This is a genomic window from Pseudomonas sp. OV226, assembly GCF_003148705.1.
Lineage (GTDB): Bacteria > Pseudomonadota > Gammaproteobacteria > Pseudomonadales > Pseudomonadaceae > Aquipseudomonas.
In genome coordinates, this window is sequence record NZ_QGGS01000012.1 from 1 (window position 1) to 14,673 (window position 14,673).

Sequence of the window (14,673 nt, forward strand, 5' to 3'; positions counted from 1 at the left end):
GAAATGGGCGCCGCCACAGGCTTCCATCACGACGGTGCAGGGTTCCAGTTTCGCCAGATATTGGGTGAGCGCTGCCCGCGTAAACTTTTTGCGGTGAACCTCGTGGCCGCGATCATCTTGGGCATGCAGATGAAAGGAGTGTTTTCCCAAGTCGATGGCGGCAATAGCTACTTTGTTCATGGCAACGATCTCCGATGAGCCCCCTGTGAAAGCTTAGTGGGGGATCACAGGGGGCAGCGGGGGTAGCCATTTCATTAGGGGACTGCGGTGGATGCGCTGTTTAGGCAGCGGAGAGCTGGCGTTTGCGAGCGGGCAACGCGATGACTAACGCCAGCACGATCAACCCCGCCGCCAGCGCAAACGTGACACGCATGCCATTGCCTGCAAACACCGCGCCCATCACCGAAGCGCCCGTGATCAACCCCAGATTGCGCGACAGGCTGAGCAACCCGGCGATCACGCCCCGCTGATCGGTACTGACACCGCTCATGATCAACGTATTGTTGGCCGCCTGAAACAGCGCATAACTGGCGGTGATGACTGCGATGGGCGCGACATAGCCGGGAATGCCGAAACCGATCGGCATAATCGACAACACCCCCGTACCCAATGCCATGAATGTCAGCCCAAACACCGTCATGCGCTGCGCGCCAAAACGGTCCACCAGACGACCGGCCGGCACTCCGGCCAGCGCCGCCACCAGCGGGCCGACCGACAACGTAAGCCCGACCAGCGCCGCCTTCAGCCCCAGCGTGCCCGACAGATAAAACGGCCCGACCACCAGCGTCGCCATCATCACCGTCGACACCAGCACGCTCATGGCCAGGCTCGCACTCAACCGGCGATCCTGGAACAGCGCCAGCCTGATCAAGGGCGATGACGCTTTCGCTTCGACGAACAGGAACATCCCGGCACCGATCACCGCAACCAGCAGCAACACCCGGTTGAGCGAACCCCAATCGCCCACCGTCATGGCCAGCGCATACGCGCCGAGCGTCAGCGCCAACAGCAGCGTCCCCGGCAAATCGAAACCACCTGGCCGGGCGACTGAACGATCCGCCGGTAAACAGCGATAGGCGAGCACGAAATTCAAAACGCCCACCGGCACATTGACCAGAAAAATCGCCTGCCAGCCAACCCCGGAAATCAACATGCCTCCCAGTGCCGGACCGAGCGTGGTACCGATCGCCGACATCGTGCCGAGCAAGCCCATGGCGCTGCCGGTCTGCGCCTTCGGCACCGTGTCCGCGACAAACGCCACGGTGAGCGCCAACATGACGGCTGCACCGAGGCCTTGCACCGCGCGGGCCGCGACCAGCCAGCCCAATGAAGGTGCGAGCCCGCAGGCGAGCGAGGCCAGGGTAAAAATCGCGATCCCGCTCAACAGCAAGCGCTTGCGCCCGACAAGGTCACCGAGTCGTCCGGTGCTGACGATCAATGTCGTGATCGCCAACAAGTACGCCAGCACAATCCACTGGACCTGCGCAAACGTTGCGTCAAAGGCATGAGCCAATGTCGGTAATCCGGCATTGGCGATGCTGGTGTCGAGTGAAGGCATCAACATCGACAGCGAAAGACTGGCGAGTGCCCAACGGGCCGATCCTGATTGCGTGATGAGTTTCATTGCCTGGCCACTGAATCAAAAGTTGGCCTTCAGCGTATGGCCGGACGTGGCATGGCGGAAGACGCACGGCTTGCACTTGATACCTGCACGCAACGCCATATCACTGCAAAGTCGTGCTAGCGTTCACCCCATGACCACTCCCGACTTGAACCTGCTGATTACCCTCGATGCCCTGCTCACCGAAGGCAGCGTCGCGGGCGCCGCTCGACGCTTGCGCCTGAGCCCGTCGGCCATGAGCCGTGCGTTGGCGCGATTGCGTGAAACCACTGGCGACCCGTTATTGGTGCGCGCCGGACGCGGCCTGGTGCCGACACCCCGCGCACTCGAACTGCGCGAACAGGTGAGTCAACTGGTGCTGCACGCCGAGGCGGTGCTGCGCCCTGCCGAGCAACTCGACCTCAAACACCTGGTGCGCACATTCACCCTGCGCACCAGCGATGGCTTCGTCGAGAACTTCGGGCCGGCTCTTATCGCCCGCATCAGCGAGCAAGCACCCGGCGTGCGTCTGCATTTTGTGCAGAAACTCAATCAGGACCGCACGCTGCTGCGCGACGGAACCGTCGATCTGGAAACCGGCGTGGTGGACGACACCACCAGCCCCGAAGTGCGCACCCGCGCGTTGTTTCAGGATCGCTTCATCGGAGTGGTACGCGTCGGGCACGGGTTGAGCGAGGGCGAGATCACCCCCGCCCGTTACGCGTCCGGCCGGCACATTCTGGTTTCGCGACGCGGGCGGGATAAAGGGCCGATGGATGACGCCTTGAAATCACTGGGGCTTGAGCGAGACATCGTCACCATCGTCGGCGGATTTTCTGCCGCACTGGCCCTGGCCCGCGCCTCGGACCTGATCGCTGCCGTACCCGAACGGCACACGCAAAACCTGCGCGCCGGACTGCACAGTTTCCCGCTGCCGGTGATGACTCCAGCGATCACGGTTTCCATGCTCTGGCACCCGCGAATGGATGCGGACTCGGCGCATCGGTGGTTGCGCGAATGTGTGCGTGAGGTGTGTGCAACGGTGGACTGATTTTTGCGGCAGCCGGGTCTAGACTTCAATCCTTGCCGATACGGTCTGCTGATGTGAGCCAACGCCATGAGCGACAAAGACGATCTGCGCAAATACTCTTCCGAAGTCATCGACGGCGTCGAAGCCGCGCCCGCACGCGCCATGCTGCGCGCCGTGGGTTTTACCGATGAAGATTTCAAGAAGCCTCAAATCGGCATCGCCTCCACCTGGGCGATGGTCACGCCGTGCAACATGCACATCGACAAACTCGCCCTGGAAGCCGAAAAAGGCGCGAACGCTGCCGGTGCCAAAGGCGTCATTTTCAACACCATCACCATTTCCGACGGCATCGCCAACGGCACCGAAGGCATGAAGTATTCGTTGGTGTCGCGCGAGGTGATCGCCGATTCGATTGAGGTGGTGGTCGGTTGTGAGGGCTTTGACGGCCTGGTGACCGTCGGCGGTTGCGACAAGAACATGCCGGGCTGCCTGATTGGCATGGCGCGGCTGAATCGGCCGTCGATTTTCGTCTATGGCGGCACCATTCGCCCGGGCGCCGGCCACACCGACATCATTTCGGTGTTCGAGGCCGTGGGTCAGCACGCACGGGGCGATATCAGCGAGATTCAGGTCAAGCAGATTGAAGAAGTGGCGATCCCCGGCCCCGGCTCCTGCGGCGGCATGTACACGGCCAACACCATGGCGTCGGCCATTGAAGCGCTCGGTATGAGCCTGCCCGGTTCCAGCTCCCAGGAAGCGGTCGGCATCGACAAGGCGTCAGACAGCTTTCGCGCCGGTCAGCAGGTCATGGAATTGCTCAAGCTGGACCTCAAGCCGCGCGACATCATGACCCGCAAAGCCTTTGAAAATGCGATCCGCGTGGTCATCGCCCTCGCCGGCTCGACCAATGCCGTGCTGCACCTGTTGGCCATGGCCAATGCCGTGGATGTCGAACTGACGCTGGACGACTTCGTCGAGCTGGGCAAGGTGTCCCCGGTGGTGGCGGACCTGCGCCCCAGCGGCAAATACATGATGAGCGAACTGGTCGCCATTGGCGGCATCCAGCCACTGATGAAACGCATGCTCGCCGCCGGCATGCTGCACGGCGACGTGCTGACGGTGACAGGCAAGACCCTGGCGGAAAACCTCGAAAACGTTGCCGACTACCCCGAAGGCCAGGACGTGATTCTGCCCTTCGACAAACCGATCAAAAAGGACTCGCACCTGGTGATCCTGCACGGCAACCTCTCGCCCACCGGCGCCGTGGCCAAGATCACCGGCAAAGAAGGCCTGCGCTTTGAAGGGACGGCCCGCGTCTATCACGGTGAAGAAGGTGCGCTGGCCGGCATCCTCAATGGGGAGGTCAAGGCCGGCGACGTCATCGTGATCCGTTACGAAGGGCCAAAAGGTGGCCCGGGCATGCGCGAAATGCTTTCGCCCACGTCTGCGGTGATGGGCAAGGGATTGGGCAAGGACGTCGCGCTGATTACCGATGGCCGTTTTTCCGGCGGCTCGCACGGTTTTGTGGTCGGGCATATCACACCGGAAGCGTTTGAAGGCGGGCCAATCGCGCTGATTGAAGACGGCGACCGGATCACCATCGACGCCGAAACCCGGCAGATCACCGTCGACGTGACCGACGCGGTATTGGCCGAGCGCAAGACCCGCTGGGTCCGCCCGGAATCCAAGTACAAACGCGGGGTGCTGGCCAAATATGCGAAGACCGTGTCCAGTGCTTCGGAAGGCGCGGTGACGGATAAGTACCTCTAAAACATCAGAGGCCCGAACGTCTGAAGAACACATGGATGTGTATAGGCGACTAAAATTTATAGGGGGCTCACTTCAGCACGCCTTTGTAAGGCAGGAGGCTTTACGATGAAAATCGTATCTTCGCTGGCGTTGATGGTAGCGGCAGGCTGCATCTCGGTGGCTGTAGCAACCCCGCAGCAGATCGACGCCGTTCCCTTGAATGCAACTACTTACAATGCCGGACATATCGCTCAGGCCGTTCTAACCCCCTTGAACACTGGTGAGACGGAACTCTCATTGTTCGTGGGTGGTGTACCCGATAGCACTTTAGTTCCGGCGCACTTGTATACCTATGTCTACTCGGGAAGCTGTGCCCGGCATGAGCCGAAACCGGCCTATTCACTCAACCAGGTCGTGACTGACAACTTCAACGAAACAGAGGGAATCCAACTCCAGAAGACTGTGCCTCTGCCATACGAAACACTACGCTCCGGCCATTACTCGCTGGTGGTGCGAGATAGCCCGGCCGATGGCAATCACGATATTTTCTGCGGTGAACTTATCTAAGAACCTCTCCTCCCGCTTCCACGCAAAAGCGTGGGAGCGGGAAGACGTAACGACCAGATGCTGTCAGAGCCGAAACCGATCCACCGATTGCGACAGTTTGCCCGCCAGGCTCGACAGTTCATCGGTAGTCGAGGCGGTCTGGCCGATGACCTTGCTGTTGCCCTCCGACATACCGGCGATCATGTCCACCTGATGGGCAATTTCGTTGCTGGCCAGGCTTTGCTCGCCGATGGTGCGGGTAATGTCGTTGACCAGTTGCGTGGTACTCAGCGTCGCACTGAGGATTTCACGGATGGCGCGCTCAACGTCGGCCGTCACGGCCATGCCTTTGTCCACCTGTGCCACGCCCGCCTCCATGCTGGTCACCGCCTCGCGGGTGCTTTGCTGGATGCGCGAGACCATGCTGGCAATTTCCTGGGTGGAGGCGCTGGTGCGTCCGGCGAGGCTGCGCACTTCGTCGGCGACCACGGCAAAACCACGGCCCTGCTCACCGGCGCGCGCCGCCTCGATGGCGGCGTTCAAGGCCAGCAGGTTGGTCTGGTCGGCGATGCCCTTGATCACCTGAATGATGCTGAAAATCCCTTCGGACTCCTTGTCCAGCGTGCGAATCACCTGGGCCGATTGCTGCGCGGAACGGGCGATGCCGTCCATGTCTGCGACGACCTGATGGATCACCCGACCACCATCTTTGGCCAGTGATTCAGCCTGATTGGCCATGTCCAGCGCGCGTTCGGCGTGGCGGGTGATTTCCTCGATGCTCGCGGTCATTTCGCTTGCGGCGGCGGCCATGGTGCTGGCGGCGGCGCTTTGCTGCTGGCTGCTGTCGGCGACCTGATGGCAACCGCTGCTCAATTGATCGCTCATGCCACTCACGCCGTGAGCGTTGCTGCGCACCACTTCGATCATGCCGCGCAAGTCGCGTTGCATCGTGGCGAGGCTGCGAATCAGGGTGCTGGCTTCGTCTTTTTGCGTCGGCTCGACAATCGGTTCGCTGAGGTTGCCATGGGCGATGCTGATGGCGATGCGATTGGCGGTCTGCAAAGGCCCCATGATGCTCAGCATCACCCAGCGTCCCTGAATGAGCAGCAACACCAGACTGGCGATGAGCACGACGCCGAGGGTGAAGTTGGCGCTCTGGATCGCTTGCTGGGTATTTTGGCTGGTCTGTTGCGTGTTGGTTTCGATCAGCTCGCTGAGGGCCGCCATCTGATCTTCCAGTTGGCTGAACGCGGCATTGAAGGTGCCCAGTTCTTTCTGCGCGGCTTCGGGGTTTTCCAATGCCAGGCCAACGATGCGCTCTGCCGCAGCGATGTAGGTGTCCAGACTCGGCTTGACCTTGTTCAGGGCAACCTTGAGGGTGTCGTTGACCGGCAACTTGAGGTTTTCACCCAGCACTTCGCGAAAATGCGTCGTGTGTTCTTCGATTGAACTGTGCACCTCGACCTTGCTGCTGGTGCTTTTGCCCAGGCCGACCAGCATCGCCGACAACACATCGGCGCGCAGGGCGTCATGCATCATGTCGGCTTCGAGGTGATTGCGCAGCGCGGTCATGCTGACCTCGCTCTCATTCACCGCTTCGGCCATCTGCGTGTTACCTACGTAACTGACCAGACTCACGATCAGCGCGGTGAGCAAGCTGGTGCCAATCAACAACAGTAATCGCAGTTTTATCGACACGGTGCTGCCCTCTGTTGGCTAGTCGGTATTGTGGAAACGCTATCGACCGCTGCAGCCACTTGTTTAACAGTGGCTCGGTACTTTTGACCTTTTTCGACATGCGGTAGGTAAAACGCGCTTTTCTGCCCCCTTCCCTCCTGAACCTAGTGTTCAGTCGCCAGTCTTACAGGCGCCGTAAATTCTCATTTTCGTCATTATCTCCTCAGAGCTGTCCGCCCCATGCACCCCACCGTCCTCGCCTTGCGCTGCGCCTCGCTGTGTTGTTTACCTGTGCTTGCTCTATTGGCCACCCCTGCCCATGCCAGCGGCGAACGCCAACTGGTGGCCGCGATCAACGATTACCGTGCCCATCCGCAACGTTGCGACAGGCGCCCGGCACAACGCCTGGCGCCGCTGGCGCTGAACTCGAACCTGGCGCTGCCCATCGGCTATGGCGGTGGTTTGCGCGATCGGCTGAAGGCTTCCGGCTATTCGGCGGTGACGGTTCGAAGCATTCGGGTGGTCGGTGCGCAGGATGCCGATGAAGCCTTTGACAGGTTGCAAGACGATTACTGCGGGGCGCTGCTGGATGGCCAGTACGCGGACATCGGCGTCAGTCGCAGCCGATCGCAATGGCAAGTGGTGCTGGCGCAACCGGTACTCGACCGTCAGGTCGGCGACTCGCGAACCGTCGGCAAGGCACTGTTGGCACAAGTCAACGCGGCACGGGCCAAACCGCGGATGTGTGGCGCTCAGCGCTTCCCCGCCGCACGGCCGCTGAGCTGGAACACCGCCCTGGGCGCCGCCGCCCAAGGGCACAGCAAGGCCATGGCCTACGGCAACTACTTTGCGCACCGTGACCCCGACGGTGATATGCCCGCCGATCGAGCGCGGGCCGCCGGCTTTCGCGGCAGGCAGACCGGTGAAAACATCGCCGCCGGGCAAAGTTCACCGAGCAAGGCGATGTCAGGATGGCTGGCCAGTCCCGGGCATTGCGCGAATCTGATGAACCCGATGTTTACTCAGGTCGGCGCGGGTTATGCGGCAGATGCCCGCAGTGATGAAGGGGTGTATTGGACGATGCTGTTTGGGGCGCCTTGATCGGGTGACTTGAACGCTGTTTCGTTACCTTGAAAAGGAACATCACCAGCAAACTGACAATGGCGCCGGTCACCGCCAGCGCCATGTCTTTCTGTGAATCCCACGGATCGTTTTGAGCACCAATGAAGGCGCGGGACGTGTCGTCGCCCAGATAGGCCCCGCCAATCCACTCCACCAATTCGTAGATGGCCGACGTCGACAGCATGATGTTCATCGCCACGAACAGCAGCCAAAAGCCCCGCAATGGGGTCAGCCGCAGCAGCACTTCTCGCACGGGATAGACCAAAAACAACCCGTAGCTCAAATGGACCAGCCGATCAAAATGGTTGCGATGCAGGCCAAGGGCTTTGTTGAGGCTGAACCCGGCCAGGTCCGCACACCAACGGTCGTAGGGCACTTCGGCGTAGGTGTAGTGACAACCCAATTCGTGAATACACAGGAAAACGAAAATCAGGGTGACGGACACCGCAGACAAGCGAAACCAGTAAGAGGCCGCCACCAAGGTGCCCACGAGCAACAGCACCAACAGGTTTTCCAGCGCCCAATCAACCCGACTGTGCGGCGAAAAGCCCAGCACCACGACGATTGAAACAAACACCAAAAGCAGCGTCAGGTCGTATCGCGCATAGGGTTTGGGCTGCATGGCGTGGGCTCCTGGGTGACAAACATCAGATCAATTCAACGTAAAACCGGTTCAAGCACAGCGACAAAAGGCAGGACTCCTGACCACCAATGGGCTTAAAAGCGTGTGCTAGGCTTTTTGCACTAACGTGAGGTGATGCGTTTGGATACACAACCCTTCCTGAAAGCTGGAGCTCAATGATGAAAACCACTGTTTCCTGGATAACGATCACACTGATGAGTCTTGTGCTTAGCGCCTGCGCCGCCGTTGGAGCCGGGAGCGGAGGCGCGGGCGAAATGGAAATTCGCTCGGGCAAGATTGAGCAGATCACCCTCACGCAGATGCAAACCAATCATGACAGTGGTGTCGGCGCCATTCTTGGCGGGATCGCCGGTGTCGGCCTTGGCAGTTTGATCGGGCATGGCACAGGACGGGACGTGGCGATGGTGGCCGGCGCGCTCGCGGGTGCGGCAGGCGGCAACTACGCGGAGAAGAAAAAGTATGACCAGCCTCAGGAAGCTCAACAGATCATCGTGCGCACAAAAAGCGGTGTGCTGGTGTCGGTGACCCAGCCAATCAATCCTGGACTGAACAAAGGCATGAACGTTTATATCGAAGGCACTGGAAACGAAGCGCGGGTGGTGCCGCAGGGCTAAGTAAAAATGAGGGGATGGATTTTTTGTTTATCAATAGATCCGTCTCCTTCCAAGGGCCTCTAAACCCAGACAATCTCAAAGGCTCCAATAAAAGCTTTTGCCTATCAGCCCCGAATACTCCACCTATTAGCTGACTTGCAGATAGGCGTCTAACCTTATCCCAGCGCTGGCGTGAGCCGGCCGGTTTTGAGCTGATAAGGAGACAGGAATGAGTCGAAAACATGACTAAGCCTGCCGTGGGCCACCGTGATTGCACCTCGTTCTGCGCTGTACCGATGCCCGTGTAATCAAAACAATCAGTGAATCGAACTGCTGGCCCAGCAGCCTGTGTCATTGCTTTCGCTCGTCGCTATTTCGAGCCCACAACGGGCCGGGTAGCCCGGATGAACACGACCAAAGGTAGCTCGCACATGGCAAATGAATCGAAATGCCCGTTTAACCACGCCGCCGGTGGTGGCACGAAGAACCGCGATTGGTGGCCGAACCAACTGAACCTGAACATCCTGCACCAGCATTCGTCTCTGTCCGATCCCTCGCACGAGGGTTTCAACTACACCGAAGCGTACAAAAAACTGGATTTTGCAGCGGTCAAACGAGACCTCACGGCGTTGATGACCGATTCGCAAGACTGGTGGCCAGCGGACTTTGGTCACTATGGGCCACTCTTCATTCGCATGGCCTGGCACGCCGCCGGCACCTATCGCACCGGTGACGGCCGGGGTGGCGCTGGCTCCGGTCAGCAACGCTTTGCACCGCTCAACAGCTGGCCGGATAACGTCAGCCTCGACAAGGCACGACGGTTGCTCTGGCCGATCAAGCAAAAATATGGGCGCAACATTTCCTGGGCTGACCTGATCGTGCTGACCGGCAATGTGGCGCTGGAGTCGATGGGCTTCAAGACCTTTGGTTTCTCCGGTGGTCGTCCGGACGTTTGGGAGCCGGACGAAGACGTTTACTGGGGCTCCGAAAACAAATGGCTGGGCGGCGATATCCGCTATGGCAAAGAAAACCAGCCTATGCAAGAGCCCGGCGAAGGTCCGCTGGTTGCTGAGCCCGGGAAAAACGAGGAGAGCCGCACCGAGCAGGGCCGAAATCTGGAAAACCCACTCGCCGCCGTGCAAATGGGCCTCATCTACGTCAACCCCGAGGGCCCTGAAGGCAATCCGGATCCTGTCGCTGCAGGCACGGACATCCGTGAAACCTTCGCCCGCATGGCGATGAACGACGAAGAAACCGTGGCGCTGATCGCTGGCGGCCACGCGTTCGGTAAAACCCACGGCGCCGGACCTGCCGACAATGTCGGTGCCGAGCCCGAAGCCGCTGGTCTCGAACAGCAAGGCTTTGGCTGGAAGAACAGCTTTGGTACCGGTAAAGGCGCGGACACCATCACCAGCGGGCTGGAAGTGACCTGGACCACCACGCCAACAAAATGGAGCAACAACTACCTGGAAAACCTGTTCGGCTTCGAGTGGGAACTGAGCAAAAGCCCAGCCGGGGCGCACCAGTGGGTCGCAAAAAACGGCGCCGGTGCCGGTACCATTCCGGATGCCCACGACCCGTCCAAACGGCGCAATCCCACCATGCTGACCACGGACCTGTCCCTGCGCTTCGACCCGATCTATGAGCCGATTTCCCGACGCTTCCTGGCCAATCCCGATCAACTGGCCGACGCCTTCGCCCGCGCCTGGTTCAAGCTGATCCACCGCGACATGGGCCCCCTCTCCCGCTACCTCGGCCCGGAAATGCCCAACGAAGTACTGCTGTGGCAAGACCCCATCCCGGCGGTCGATCATGCCTTGGTCAGCGACAGCGACGTCGCCGCACTCAAGAGCAAAATCCTTACCTCGGGCCTGTCGGTCTCGCAGCTGGTATCCACCGCGTGGGCAGCGGCGTCCACCTTCCGCGGCTCCGACAAACGCGGCGGCGCCAACGGCGGTCGCCTGCGCCTGGCCCCGCAGAAATTCTGGCAAGCCAACCAGCCAGAACAATTGGCGAACGTCCTGGCGAAACTCGAAAGCATCCAGAGCGAGTTCAACAGCGGCGGCAAGAAAGTCTCGCTGGCCGACCTGATCGTATTGGCGGGTAACGCGGGCGTCGAACAAGCGGCGAAAAATGCCGGTCACAGCGTGACGGTTCCGTTCACGCCGGGGCGGATGGACGCGTCGCAAGAGCAAACGGACGTGGAATCCTTCGGCTTCCTCGAACCGATTGCCGATGGCTTCCGCAACTACCTGAAAACCCGCTACCGCGTACCGGCCGAGCAACTGTTGATCGACAAGGCGCAACTGCTGACGCTCACCGCTCCGCAAATGACTGCGCTGATTGGTGGTCTGCGAGTGCTGAACACCAACGTCGGACAAACCCGCCACGGCGTCTTCACCCAACAACCGGAAGCGCTGACCAACGACTTCTTCACCAACCTGCTGGACATGAGCGTGGAATGGAAACCCACCTCCGAGGCCGCTGAAGAGTTCGAAGGACGCGATCGCAAATCCGGTGCAGTGAAGTGGACCGGGACGCGTGTTGACCTGGTCTTTGGGTCGAATGCGCAATTGCGGGCACTGGCCGAGGTTTATGCGAGCAGTGATGCGAAGGAGAAATTTGTTAAGGACTTTGTGGCGGCCTGGACCAAGGTGATGAACCTGGATCGGTTTGATGTGAAGTGACGGGGTAAACCGTCAGGCCTTGAATGAACCACCCCGCCCCGATCAAACGGGTCGGGGTGGCTTTTAAAGGCTTACTCTTTCTGGACGTCGGCGCGTCATATCACGACTTGGGCTCTGATCCTATAACCCGCGCGGAGCAAGGTCCGGAGCGTCGAAAACCTGATCAATCAGTGCTGGATCTATGCACAGCAGGTTTTCAGGCTCGTATTTCAGCTGATCTCCCCACGGCTGGCCGGTGGTCAACGATCCGTTCAGGCGCACCATCACGGATTCATGCACCCAGACTTTCTGCCCGGGATCAGGCTGGGGAATCTCTCGCGCTCTGGGTTTGCCGAATGGCGGCATCGAGCCAAACTTGAGCGTTCGAGTGTGAGTTTTGGGGTCCCACCTCAAGCGCGGCACCCACTCCGCAATCATCCACCATCGGGACAGCGATTGGTGGGCTTGTGCCAGCGGATCCGCTACCGGGCAGGTCTTGGGATGGAGTTCGCCACGACACGATGCATCATCGATGTTCAACCCGGCCTCCAGGCTCTCCCCAATCATCCAGCGCAAGGCAATCAGGGCAAGCTGCGATTCTTCCAACGGGTAGCCGCCACCGACATCGCAATGCACGCCGGCGAACCACACCTGTTTCAGGTCCGCGGCCTTGGCGACATTCCATAGGTTCTGGCGGAAAAAACAGCGTCGCTCGTCAATGGACACCGCATGACGGATGGTGCGTACGCTTGGATTGTTTGCGGTATAGGGAACGACCAACGGGTCATACACCCAACCCACTGAACTCACGGTGTCGAACAACCCGAGAAAGTAGACATCGACATCCTGGGAAAAGGATTCCTTGAACTGCGTCATCAAGGAAAAATCCGGTCGCTTGTCCGCGGTCAGGCGCCACCAGAAATAGCTCCACGGCCGCTTGAGGGAAGGTTCGGGCGCACCTTTTTCGGAACGTGTTCGTGTGGTCAGTAATGACCAGGCAAAGTCCAGTTGTTGAGCCTGGTGGGCCGGTAGCAGCCCAAGCGTATGAATCATGGCTGCCAGGACCCGGGCAGCATAGGAACCGCGAGAAAAACCGTAGATGAAAATCTGATCGCCTTCCTGATAGTTCTCCATGAGAAAACGGTAGGCATTGAGCACGTTACGCTTGATCCCCCAACCAAACGCCAGCCCGGCAATTCGCGACGGTACCTTCTCCCATTCGAACAGGGTTTCACTTAACCCGAACGTGCCCACACCCTGATCGTAATAGCTCAGAAGCTCACTGCTGTTCTTGGGTAATGACCGAAACACCCGGAGCACATTGGTGGGTTTGTCACAGAAGCGGTTGTTCGTTCCATCGATACAGAGAATCAGTTGGCGCGCCATGGTCTGTGTGCTCTCCGCAGTCTTGTTGCCCGGCAAAGTGGGGTTCCCGCGCTTCCTGTCGGCAAGCGAGGGACGGTGTGGCCCCACATCCGTGTCGTGACAACTGCTGCGGTAAATCGTGGAGGGCTATCCAAGGCATAGCAGAGTTAATGGCGCTTAGCCATAAAGCTAGTTCAGTAACGAGACCATGCGCGGTTCAATTGAAGTCTCCAACACCTCAACCAACGCCAGCGTCACCGGCAACTTGAAACGCCGCCGCCCCGCGCTGCCGGGATTGAGGAACAGCTGATCGCCGCGCCATTCGATGCATGGCTTGTGCGAGTGCCCGGTGATCACCAGTTTGATGCCTGCATCGAGCGCGGCCGGGACATCGGCGATGTCATGCACCAGCAAAGTGCCCCAACCCTTCAGGTCGAAACGCAGAAGATCATCCAGATGCGCGGCCCAAGGCGCGTCCACGTCATTGTTGCCGCGCACGACATGCAGTGGAGCAATGGACGCCAGTTGATCGAGGATGTCCGGGCTGCCGATGTCGCCCGCGTGAATGATCCGCTCGCACCCTTCCAGGGCCGCAAGGGCTTCGGGGCGGAGCAAACCGTGGGTATCGGAAATCACGCCAACCTTCATGCATCGCTCCCGTTGAGGTCGGGGTCTGACGCGATCAAGGATCTACTTGCGCCATCAGTTCAGCAACCGATTCCTGGCGATTGGCGTAGCGCTGGGCCAGCACCGCACAGACCATCAGCTGAATTTGATGGAACAACATCAACGGCAGGATCAACACGCCGATGGTGCTGCCGGCGAACAGCACCTGAGCCATCGGCACACCGGTGGCCAGGCTTTTCTTCGAGCCGCAGAACAGGATGGTAATGCGGTCTTCCATGTTGAAACCAAAGGCTTTGCCCAGCACCGTGGAAGCCACCAATACCAACCCCAGCAACACGCAGCACGCCACCACCAGCCCGGCCAGTTCCCACAGCGGAATCTGGTGCCAGATGCCCTCGGTCACCGCTTCGCTGAACGCGCCGTAAACGACTAAAAGAATCGAGCCCTGATCAACGAACTTCAGCCAACTCTTGTTGCGCCCGACCCAGGCGCCGATCCAGCGTCGTGCGATCTGCCCGGCAATGAACGGCAGCAGCAGTTGCACGCTGATCTTCATAATCGCATCGAGGGTCGAGCCGCCATCGCCCTGCACATTCAGCAGCAGCGTCACCAGCAATGGTGTGAGGAAGATCCCGAACAGACTGGACGCCGCCGCACTGCAAATCGCCGCCGGAATATTGCCGCGCGCCAGCGAGGTAAAGGCAATGGCCGACTGCACCGTCGCAGGCAGTGCGCAGAGGTACAACATGCCCATGTACAGATCATCACCGATCAGTGGCGACAGCACCGGTTTGAGCGCCAGACCGAGCAGCGGGAACACCACAAAGGTCAGGCTGAACACCAGCAAATGCAGGCGCCAATGCCCGGCCCCGGCAATGATCGACTCGCGTGACAGTTTGGCGCCATGCAGAAAAAACAGCAGGGCGATGGCGACGTTGGTCAGCCACCCAAAGCCCACCGCCACCTGACCGCTGGCGGGCAACACGCTGGCCAGCAGCACGACGCCAATCAGGGTCAAGGTGAAGTTGTCGGGTAAGAAACGGGGACGCGTCATC

At 59.9% G+C, this 14,673-nt stretch carries 12 protein-coding genes and 2 pseudogenes; 6 read left to right on the forward strand and 8 right to left on the reverse strand.

Annotated features, from left to right (window positions below; all coding sequences use genetic code 11):
* A pseudogene (locus tag C7534_RS19050) lies at nt 1-180 on the reverse strand (IS110 family transposase); the annotation flags it as partial.
* A 100-nt stretch (nt 181-280) separates the two neighbouring features.
* Nucleotides 281-1,624, reverse strand: coding sequence for an MFS transporter (locus C7534_RS19055; RefSeq protein WP_109786670.1), 1,344 nt, complete (start codon nt 1,622-1,624; stop codon nt 281-283).
* A gap of 130 nt (nt 1,625-1,754) precedes the next feature.
* Between C7534_RS19055 and C7534_RS19060 the strand changes: the two genes are divergently transcribed.
* The 3 genes from C7534_RS19060 to C7534_RS19070 all read left to right on the forward strand — a co-directional run bounded on the left by C7534_RS19060 (nt 1,755) and on the right by C7534_RS19070 (nt 4,946).
* Complete coding sequence (locus C7534_RS19060) at nt 1,755-2,651, forward strand: LysR family transcriptional regulator (protein ID WP_109786760.1); 897 nt, start codon at nt 1,755-1,757, stop codon at nt 2,649-2,651.
* 66 nt (nt 2,652-2,717) lie between these two features.
* The gene (gene ilvD / locus C7534_RS19065; RefSeq protein WP_109786671.1) at nt 2,718-4,400 is read left to right on the forward strand and encodes a dihydroxy-acid dehydratase; all 1,683 of its coding nucleotides are present in this window, start codon (nt 2,718-2,720) and stop codon (nt 4,398-4,400) included.
* A gap of 105 nt (nt 4,401-4,505) precedes the next feature.
* On the forward strand, nt 4,506-4,946 hold the full coding sequence (locus tag C7534_RS19070; RefSeq protein ID WP_046030309.1) for a hypothetical protein: 441 nt from the start codon (nt 4,506-4,508) through the stop codon (nt 4,944-4,946).
* A gap of 63 nt (nt 4,947-5,009) precedes the next feature.
* On the opposite strand, the gene C7534_RS33305 is transcribed toward C7534_RS19070, so the two are convergent.
* Complete coding sequence (locus tag C7534_RS33305; RefSeq protein WP_408981002.1) at nt 5,010-5,873, reverse strand: methyl-accepting chemotaxis protein; 864 nt, start codon at nt 5,871-5,873, stop codon at nt 5,010-5,012.
* Nucleotides 5,868-6,623: pseudogene (locus C7534_RS33310) on the reverse strand (MCP four helix bundle domain-containing protein); the annotation flags it as partial. The gene C7534_RS33305 and the pseudogene C7534_RS33310, both read right to left, overlap by 6 nt.
* Before the next feature lie 219 nt (nt 6,624-6,842).
* Between C7534_RS33310 and C7534_RS19080 the strand changes: the two are divergent.
* A complete protein-coding gene (locus C7534_RS19080; RefSeq protein ID WP_046030313.1) occupies nt 6,843-7,703 on the forward strand; it encodes a CAP domain-containing protein in 861 nt (286 codons plus the stop codon).
* On the opposite strand, the gene C7534_RS19085 is transcribed toward C7534_RS19080, so the two are convergent.
* Entirely contained in the window at nt 7,621-8,346 is a 726-nt protein-coding gene (locus C7534_RS19085) for a DUF2238 domain-containing protein (protein ID WP_109786672.1), read from the reverse strand. The two genes, C7534_RS19080 and C7534_RS19085, sit on opposite strands and share 83 nt — an antisense overlap.
* 179 nt (nt 8,347-8,525) lie before the next feature.
* Between C7534_RS19085 and C7534_RS19090 the strand changes: the two genes are divergently transcribed.
* Nucleotides 8,526-8,981, forward strand: a complete 456-nt coding sequence (locus tag C7534_RS19090; protein ID WP_046030315.1) for a glycine zipper 2TM domain-containing protein — start codon at nt 8,526-8,528, stop codon at nt 8,979-8,981.
* 410 nt (nt 8,982-9,391) lie between these two features.
* Nucleotides 9,392-11,647: a catalase/peroxidase HPI gene (gene katG, locus C7534_RS19095; protein WP_109786673.1), complete on the forward strand. Its 2,256-nt coding sequence runs from the start codon at nt 9,392-9,394 to the stop codon at nt 11,645-11,647.
* 120 nt (nt 11,648-11,767) lie between these two features.
* On the opposite strand, the gene C7534_RS19100 is transcribed toward katG, so the two are convergent.
* The 3 genes from C7534_RS19100 to C7534_RS19110 form a co-directional block, all read right to left on the reverse strand.
* Entirely contained in the window at nt 11,768-13,012 is a 1,245-nt protein-coding gene (locus C7534_RS19100; protein ID WP_109786761.1) for a T6SS phospholipase effector Tle1-like catalytic domain-containing protein, read from the reverse strand.
* Nucleotides 13,013-13,180: 168 nt separating this feature from the next.
* Nucleotides 13,181-13,639, reverse strand: a complete 459-nt coding sequence (locus C7534_RS19105) for a metallophosphoesterase family protein (RefSeq protein WP_046030321.1) — start codon at nt 13,637-13,639, stop codon at nt 13,181-13,183.
* Nucleotides 13,640-13,673: 34 nt separating this feature from the next.
* Nucleotides 13,674-14,672: a bile acid:sodium symporter family protein gene (locus tag C7534_RS19110; protein WP_109786762.1), complete on the reverse strand. Its 999-nt coding sequence runs from the start codon at nt 14,670-14,672 to the stop codon at nt 13,674-13,676.
* Nucleotide 14,673: the final 1 nt, after the last annotated feature.

Coding starts and splice junctions, on each gene's coding strand:
- C7534_RS33305 (WP_408981002.1), bottom strand. CDS start 5,873: ATGCAACGCGACTTGCGCGGCATGATCGAAGTGGTGCGCAGCAACGCT.
- C7534_RS19110 (WP_109786762.1), bottom strand. CDS start 14,672: ATGACGCGTCCCCGTTTCTTACCCGACAACTTCACCTTGACCCTGATT.
- C7534_RS19055 (WP_109786670.1), bottom strand. CDS start 1,624: ATGAAACTCATCACGCAATCAGGATCGGCCCGTTGGGCACTCGCCAGT.
- C7534_RS19090 (WP_046030315.1), top strand. CDS start 8,526: ATGAAAACCACTGTTTCCTGGATAACGATCACACTGATGAGTCTTGTG.
- ilvD (WP_109786671.1), top strand. CDS start 2,718: ATGAGCGACAAAGACGATCTGCGCAAATACTCTTCCGAAGTCATCGAC.
- C7534_RS19070 (WP_046030309.1), top strand. CDS start 4,506: ATGAAAATCGTATCTTCGCTGGCGTTGATGGTAGCGGCAGGCTGCATC.
- C7534_RS19105 (WP_046030321.1), bottom strand. CDS start 13,639: ATGAAGGTTGGCGTGATTTCCGATACCCACGGTTTGCTCCGCCCCGAA.
- katG (WP_109786673.1), top strand. CDS start 9,392: ATGGCAAATGAATCGAAATGCCCGTTTAACCACGCCGCCGGTGGTGGC.
- C7534_RS19060 (WP_109786760.1), top strand. CDS start 1,755: ATGACCACTCCCGACTTGAACCTGCTGATTACCCTCGATGCCCTGCTC.
- C7534_RS19080 (WP_046030313.1), top strand. CDS start 6,843: ATGCACCCCACCGTCCTCGCCTTGCGCTGCGCCTCGCTGTGTTGTTTA.
- C7534_RS19085 (WP_109786672.1), bottom strand. CDS start 8,346: ATGCAGCCCAAACCCTATGCGCGATACGACCTGACGCTGCTTTTGGTG.
- C7534_RS19100 (WP_109786761.1), bottom strand. CDS start 13,012: ATGGCGCGCCAACTGATTCTCTGTATCGATGGAACGAACAACCGCTTC.